This window comes from Streptacidiphilus alkalitolerans (assembly GCF_042511045.1).
GTDB classification, from domain to species: Bacteria; Actinomycetota; Actinomycetes; order Streptomycetales; family Streptomycetaceae; genus Streptacidiphilus; species Streptacidiphilus alkalitolerans.
Genome location: NZ_JBHEZX010000036.1, coordinates 1 through 6,463 on the forward strand (window position 1 = coordinate 1; position 6,463 = coordinate 6,463).

At 72.3% G+C, this 6,463-nt stretch carries 7 protein-coding genes; 3 read left to right on the forward strand and 4 right to left on the reverse strand.

Going from position 1 to position 6,463, the window contains the following annotated elements; translation table 11 throughout:
- Positions 1-182: 182 nt before the first annotated feature.
- Complete coding sequence (argB, locus tag ACEZDG_RS37770; protein WP_380519490.1) at positions 183-1,055, reverse strand: acetylglutamate kinase; 873 nt, start codon at positions 1,053-1,055, stop codon at positions 183-185.
- A complete protein-coding gene (locus ACEZDG_RS37775) occupies positions 1,052-1,999 on the reverse strand; it encodes a methionyl-tRNA formyltransferase (RefSeq protein WP_380519492.1) in 948 nt (315 codons plus the stop codon). Before ACEZDG_RS37775 ends, argB begins: the two co-directional genes overlap by 4 nt.
- Positions 2,000-2,054: 55 nt before the next feature.
- On the opposite strand from ACEZDG_RS37775, the gene ACEZDG_RS37780 reads away from it, so the two are divergent.
- Positions 2,055-3,422, forward strand: a complete 1,368-nt coding sequence (locus ACEZDG_RS37780; protein WP_380519494.1) for a lysine N(6)-hydroxylase/L-ornithine N(5)-oxygenase family protein — start codon at positions 2,055-2,057, stop codon at positions 3,420-3,422.
- Between the two features lie 12 nt (positions 3,423-3,434).
- Here the strand turns inward: ACEZDG_RS37780 and ACEZDG_RS37785 are convergent, their stop codons facing one another.
- Positions 3,435-4,715, reverse strand: a complete 1,281-nt coding sequence (locus ACEZDG_RS37785; protein WP_380519496.1) for an ATP-binding protein — start codon at positions 4,713-4,715, stop codon at positions 3,435-3,437.
- 255 nt (positions 4,716-4,970) lie between these two features.
- On the opposite strand from ACEZDG_RS37785, the gene ACEZDG_RS37790 reads away from it, so the two are divergent.
- Both ACEZDG_RS37790 and ACEZDG_RS37795 read left to right on the forward strand, forming a co-directional pair.
- On the forward strand, positions 4,971-5,549 hold the full coding sequence (locus ACEZDG_RS37790; RefSeq protein WP_380519498.1) for a GNAT family N-acetyltransferase: 579 nt from the start codon (positions 4,971-4,973) through the stop codon (positions 5,547-5,549).
- Between the two features lie 83 nt (positions 5,550-5,632).
- A complete protein-coding gene (locus ACEZDG_RS37795; RefSeq protein ID WP_380519500.1) occupies positions 5,633-5,899 on the forward strand; it encodes a hypothetical protein in 267 nt (88 codons plus the stop codon).
- A gap of 66 nt (positions 5,900-5,965) precedes the next feature.
- Here the strand turns inward: ACEZDG_RS37795 and ACEZDG_RS37800 are convergent.
- Positions 5,966-6,463: LysM peptidoglycan-binding domain-containing protein (locus ACEZDG_RS37800; protein WP_380519502.1), on the reverse strand; the 498-nt coding region annotated here is incomplete at its 5' end.

A 6,463-nucleotide genomic window follows, 5' to 3' on the forward strand; every position in this document is an offset into this window, starting at 1 on the left:
GGCGCAGCCCAGGGCCGGGCGCAGCCCAGGGCCGGGCGCAGCCCAGGGCCGGGCGCAGCCCAGGGCCGGGCGCAGCCCAGGGCCGGGCGCAGCCCAGGGCCGGGCGCAGCCCAGGGCCGGGGGGCGGGGGCGGAGCCCCCTGCCCCCCGGGCCCTGGCGAGTCGGCAACCTCCCTGGAGGGGCTACTCGGGTGGGTCCGGGAGGACGGTTGTGCCTGGGGTTGGTCCGTTCGTCTCGGCCACTCCGGCGAGGAGCGCGTGGGGGGAGCGTCCATCGAGGACGCGGACTGCCGCGACGCCGCCGCGGACGGCCCGCAGGCACGCCTCCATCTTCGGGCCCATCCCGCCGGTCAGCCCCGGCAGCAGCCGTTCCAACTCCGCGGCGCGGACCCGCTCCAGGACCTCCCCACCGCGCGGCCAGTCCCGGCAGAGGCCGGGCACGTCGGTGAGCACCACCAGCATCCGCGCCCCGAGCGCCGCGGCCACCGCGCCCGCCGCGGTGTCGGCGTTGACGTTGTAGACCTGCCCGTCCTCGCCCCGGCCGATGGAGGAGACCACCGGGATGTGCCCGTGGTCCAGCAGCAGTTCCAGCACTGCGACGTTCACCCGGGTGACCTCGCCGACCAGGCCGATGTCCACCCGCTCCCCGCCGACCTCGGCGTAGCGCTTGACGGCGGTCAGCGTGTGCGCGTCCTCCCCGCTCAGCCCGACCGCGTACGGGCCGTGCTGGTTGAGCAGCCCGACCAGCTCCCGCTGGACCTTGCCGGCCAGCACCATCCGCACCACGTCCATGGTCTCCGGGGTGGTGACCCGCAGCCCCTGCAGAAAGCGGGCTTCCAGCCCCAGCCGACCCAACTGCGCGCCGATCTGCGGGCCACCGCCGTGCACCACCACCGGCCGGAGCCCGGCCCGGTGCAGCGCGACCACGTCCTCGGCGAAGGCCCGTCCGAGGCCGTCGTCGTTCATCGCGCTGCCGCCGTACTTGACCACGACGGTGCCGCCGCGCAGGTGTTCCAGCGACGCCGGCTCCTCGGCGACCGCGAGCGTCCCGCTCACCCGCGGGCCGTCAGGTAGCCGCCCATGGTGCGGAAGTACTCGGCGGCCGGGTACTCGGCGCCGTCCTCGGTCCGCACCCGGGTGACGGACAGTCCGCGCAGCCGCCCGGTCCTGGCCTCCGCGCCGGCGACGACGACCACGCCGTCGCCCTCCCGGATGAAGATCCGGCCCGGCGTGCCCCCGTAGCAGGCCCGTGAGACCTCGGCCGCGATGATCCGCAGCCGGCGGCCCTGATGGTAGGTGAAAGCGTTGGGGTAGGGGTCGGATTGGGCCCGTACCAGCCGGTCCAGATCCTCCGCGGGCCAGTTCCAGTCGATCCGGCTGTCCTCGACCGACCGCTTGTGGAAGAAGCTGGCCCTGCTCCGGTCCTGCCGGATCCACCGAGCTTCGCCGGAGGCGATCAGGTCGAGCGACTCGCGCACGATCGGCTCGATCAGGTCGACGGTCCGGTGGAACAGGTCGGTCACGGTGTCGGCGGGTCCGACCGGGACCGTCCGCTGCAGCAGGATGTCGCCTGCGTCCAGTTCGGCGTTCATCCGGTGCGCGGTCAGCCCGACCTCCCGCTCGCCGTTGATGAGGGCCCAGATCAGCGGCGAGAACCCGGCGTAGGCCGGCAGCAGCGAGTCGTGCACATTGAGCGTGCCGTGCGGGGGCAGGTCGAAGACCTCCGGCGGCAGCACCGTGCGCCAGTTGTTGGCGACGATGATGTCCGGCGCCGCTTCCCTGAGCGCGGCCAGCAGTTCGGGGTCGTCCGGACGGTTCCGCAGCAGTACCGGGACCCCGTGCTTCTCGGCGAGGTCGGCGACCGAGTCGTCCCAGATCTTCTCGTAGGCGTGCTCGCTCCTGGGATGGGTGACCGCCAGGACCACCTCGTGGCCGGATCCGAGCAGCGCCTGGAGCGTGCGATGGCCCCAGGTCTGGTAACCGAACGTGACGACCCGCATGGTGGATCCTCTCCTTGGAGGGCGTGGTTGCAAGGTAAGGCTAACCTTATCTAGCATGTGGCACGCAAAGGGAGGCGATGCCGCAGTGAACCCACTGCCCAGTGAGCCGGACACCATCTATGACATCCTCGGGATCGGCTTCGGGCCGTCAAACCTGGCGCTGGCCATAGCCATCGACGAGCACAACGCAAGCGCTCCGGCCGAAGGACGGATCCGCGCGGGCTTCCTGGAACGGCAGCAGGGCTTCGGCTGGCACCGGGGCATGCTGATCGACGACGCGACGATGCAGGTCTCCTTCCTCAAGGACCTGGTCACCATGCGCAACCCCACCAGTGACTTCAGCTTCCTGTGCTACCTGCGGGAGCAGGGCCGGCTGGTGGACTTCCTCAACGCCAAGACGCTCTTCCCGCTCCGCATCGAGTTCCACGACTACTTCGCCTGGGCCGCGGCCCGGGTCGGCCACCTGGTCGAGTACGCGGCCGAGGTGCTGGCCGTGGAACCGGTGACGGACCAGGACGGCACGGTCCGCTGGTTCGACGTCCTCAGCCGCGACCCGGCCGCGCCGGACCGCACCCTGGTCCGCCGGGCCCGCAACATCTGCGTGGCGGTCGGCCTGGAACCCCACCTCCCGCCCGGGGCGGTCCGCTCGGACCGGGTCTGGCACACCAGCGAACTGCTGCCACGGGTAGCCGAGTTGGCCGCGGCGGCGGGATCGGACCGAGCCGTGCCGGTGCGCCGGGTCTTTGTCCTGGGAGCCGGGCAGAGCGCCGCCGAGGCAGTGGACTACCTGCACCGCAGCTTCCCCGAGGCCGAGGTCTGCGGCGTCTTCGCCAAGTACGGCTACACCCCGGCGGACGACAGCCCCTTCGCCAACCGGATCTTCGACCCCGAGGCGGTCGACCTGTACTTCCACGCGCCGCCAGCGGTGAAGCAGTCCCTGGACGACTACCACCGCAGCACCAACTACTCGGTGGTCGACCTGGAGCTGATCGAGTCGCTGTACGCGACCATGTACCGGGAGAAGGTCCAGGGCCGCGAACGCCTGCGGATGCTCAATGTCTCCCGCATCCGCGAGGTGGACGACCGGGGCGGGCAGTTGGACGTGACCGTCGAGTTCCTGCCCACCGGCGAGCGCGAGGTCCTCAGCGCCGACCTGCTGGTGTACGCCACCGGCTACCGGCCGCAGGAGCTCGGCCCGCTGCTCGGCGAGGCCGCGAAGCTGTGCGTGCACGAGGACGGCGAGGCCGTCCGCGTCGGCCGGGACCACCGGGTCGAGCTCACCACGGCGGCCGAGGCCGGGCTCTACCTGCAGGGCGGCACCGAGCACACCCACGGGCTCAGCTCCACCCTGCTCTCCACCACCGCGGTCCGAGCGGGCGAGATCCTGGACTCCGTGCTGGCCCGGGCACCCCGTCCGGTGTGACGCACGATCAGCTCAGACCCGGGCGTGGGAGTCGATGTCGGCGGTGAAGGCGTCCACCAGCGCCGGGGTCACCGTCGGCCGGCAGTGGGCGATGGCCGCGAGGTAGTCCTCGGTGGTCGCGCCCGCTGCCTCTGCCGGGTGGGACGGGTCGCGGGTCAGATCCCGTTCGAACGCCGCCTGGGCGGCCGTCCGGGCGGCGTGCTCGATGTCCGCCGGGGTGAACAGCTCGCTTGCGGCCACCAGCGCGGCCGTGTCGACATCGGAGCGGCCGGCGGCGTACCTGGACCAGATGGCCGCCCTGGCCGCCGCGTCCGGCGTCCCGATCGGGATCAGGTAGTCGAAGCGGCCGGGGCGCAGAAAGGCCGGGTCGAGCGAGCGGATCGAGTTGGTGGCGCAGACCAGCAGCCGTTCCTCGCCCTCGCGAAAGCCCGGGATCAGCTTGAGCAGCTCGTTGGTGACCCCGTGCGCCCCGCCGGTCGCGCCCTCCCGTCTGGTCGGCGCGATCTCCTCGACCTCGTCGATGAAGACGAGCACCCGCTCCAGCTCGGCGATCCGGGCGAAGGCGGTGCGCAGCGCGGCGGCGAGGTTGCCCGCGTCCGCGAGCCTGGACGGCAGCAGTTCGACGAAGGGCCAGCCCAGACGTGAGGCGACGGCGCGTGCGAAGGTGGTCTTGCCGGTGCCGGGCGGCCCGAACAGGGCGATGGCACGCGGCGGCCGGACCCCGTGCCGGGCGGCACGCTCGGGGTGGGCCAGCGGCATCACGATCCGACGCTCGATCAGGTTCTTCTCCACCTCCATGCCGGCGACCTTCTCCCACAGGTCACCCGGCAGCAACCGGCCGCCCAGTTCGTCCAGCTGGTTGGCCCCGGGCCCGGTCGGCGGCTCCGCCTTCTCGAAGTAGGCGACCGCGGGGCGCCGGGTGTAGCCGGCGTTGCTGAGCCCTTCGCCGAGCAGTTCCTCCTCCGGCAGCACATAGGCGATGCGGCGCACCCGCTGCGCCAGCAGCCTGCGCTCCAGCTCCCGCAGCAGCGCGCTGGCCAGGCCCTGTCCGCGGCGGCCCGGAGCGATCGCTATCCGCATCACCCAGGCCCGGTCCCCGGCCAGGTGCGCCAGCGCCGCACCGATCGGCACCCCCTGACTGACCGCCACCACGGCGGGTTGACGGGAGGTCAGCGCGGCGATGCACTCGGCGAGCGAGAACACCGACTCCTGCCCGAGCCCGGCGGTGCTGTCGATCAGATGGACGACCGCCGCGAGGTCGTCCTCACGGCAGTCGTGAATGAGCCAGTTCATCGAGGGACCCGCCTACTGGAGCCGATGGGGACGTTGTGGTCCCGGAACGCTAGGGGCGGCCACCGCTCCCCCGCTCTCGCCGGAATGGACAAGCTGCTTGCCTGAACCGTACGAGTCGCTGGTCGCCAGGGGGCCTCGGCGTGTGAAAGCCGTGCGGAGGCGGGTGGCTGTGGTTCGCTCGGTGGTGTCAGTCGGCCGACCGAACCGGGAAGGACGGTGCCGCGAAACACCATGGCGGGTGATGCGATCTCTGTCGTGCCAGCGAACGAGGCGTCCTGGGAGGACCTGCGGACCGTCTTCGGCGCGCGGGGCGAGGCGGCCATGTGCCAGTGCCAGTGGTTCAAGGTCCGGGACGTCGAGTGGCGCGGGGTCCCGGTCGACGAACGCGCCCGGCGGCTGCGTGAACAGACCTCCTGCGACGACCCCGCGGCCCGGACCACGAGCGGGCTGGTCGCCTACCTCGACGGAGAACCCGTCGGCTGGTGCGCGGTGCAACCCCGCACGGCCTATCTGCGCCTGCTGGGCGCCCGGGTCCCGTGGACCGGACGTACCGAGGACAAGGCCGACGACGCCGTCTGGTCGGTGACCTGCTTCGTCACCCGCAAGGGCTTCCGGCACCGCGGCGTCAGCCGCGCGCTGGCAGCCGCTACCGTCGACTTCGCGCGGAAGCGCGGCGCCCGTGCCGTCGAGGGCTACCCGATCGTCACGCAGCCGGGGCAGAAGTTCGGCTGGGGCGAGCTCTACGTCGGCAGCCACGGCATCTTCGCCGACGCCGGCTACACCGAGGTCAGCAGACCCACCCCACGGCGCGCCGTGATGCGCGTCGAGTGCTGAAGGCGCGCTGAAGTGCGCGTTGCGGGGTACGTATGGGGTCACGCGGACGCATCGCACCGCCGGATCCGAGAGGCCGAAACCCTATGACCACGCCCGTCCCCGTGCCGCCCAACGGCGGTCCGTCCGCCGAGATCAGCGTCAGCGAGCTGCTGGCACGGATCCAACGAGCCCACGACTGGGCGCAGTTGGAGTCCGCCAAGAACTACGCCCTGGTCGATGAGCACGTCCAGGAGGGCGTCATGCTGCAGGCCCTGGCCCAGCAGTCCCGCGCCGCGGCCTTCGAGGCGGTACGCGTCGTCCTGGAGGAGATCCTCGCCCCGGGCACCCACACCGCCGTCCTCCCGGGCTGAAGGCTGAACCACTACGACGGCGCGGCGCCCCTGGGTTGGGGCCGCGCCGTCGTGGTTGTTCGGGGGTTAGCCGATGGTGAGGGTCTGGCCGGGGTAGATGGTGTCGGCGTCGGCGCCGATGGTGGTCTGGTTGGCGGCGTACAGGTCCTGCCAGGTGGTGCCGTGGGCGGCGGCGATGGCCCCGAGGGTGTCGCCGGCCTGCACGGTGTAGCTACCGCCGCCGGTGGTCACCGGGGTGGTGGCGGCAGGGGCGGCGGTGTCGGTGGACGTGGTGCTGTCCTGGGTGCTGGTGTTGCTGGTGGTGTCGGTGCTGGCGGGGGTGCCGCCTGCGGTCAGGCCGGCCTGGGGGCCGCAGACGGGCCAGGCGCCGGGGCCCTGGGAGGCCAGGACGTTCTCGGCCACCGCGATCTGCTGGCCCTGGGTGGCCTGGTCGGCCGAGGCCGCGTACGCCGTCCCGCCGTAGGCGGCCCAGGTGGACGGGGTGAACTGCAGACCGCCGTAGAAACCGTTGCCGGTGTTCGCCGACCAGTCGTTGGTGCTCTCACAGGACGCGACCGCGTTCCA

Bases quoted from the DNA above. Each gene is read 5' to 3' on its own strand.
- ACEZDG_RS37775 (WP_380519492.1), bottom strand. From the start codon at position 1,999: ATGCGGGTCGTCACGTTCGGTTACCAGACCTGGGGCCATCGCACGCTC.
- ACEZDG_RS37785 (WP_380519496.1), bottom strand. From the start codon at position 4,715: ATGAACTGGCTCATTCACGACTGCCGTGAGGACGACCTCGCGGCGGTC.
- ACEZDG_RS37780 (WP_380519494.1), top strand. From the start codon at position 2,055: ATGTGGCACGCAAAGGGAGGCGATGCCGCAGTGAACCCACTGCCCAGT.
- ACEZDG_RS37795 (WP_380519500.1), top strand. From the start codon at position 5,633: ATGACCACGCCCGTCCCCGTGCCGCCCAACGGCGGTCCGTCCGCCGAG.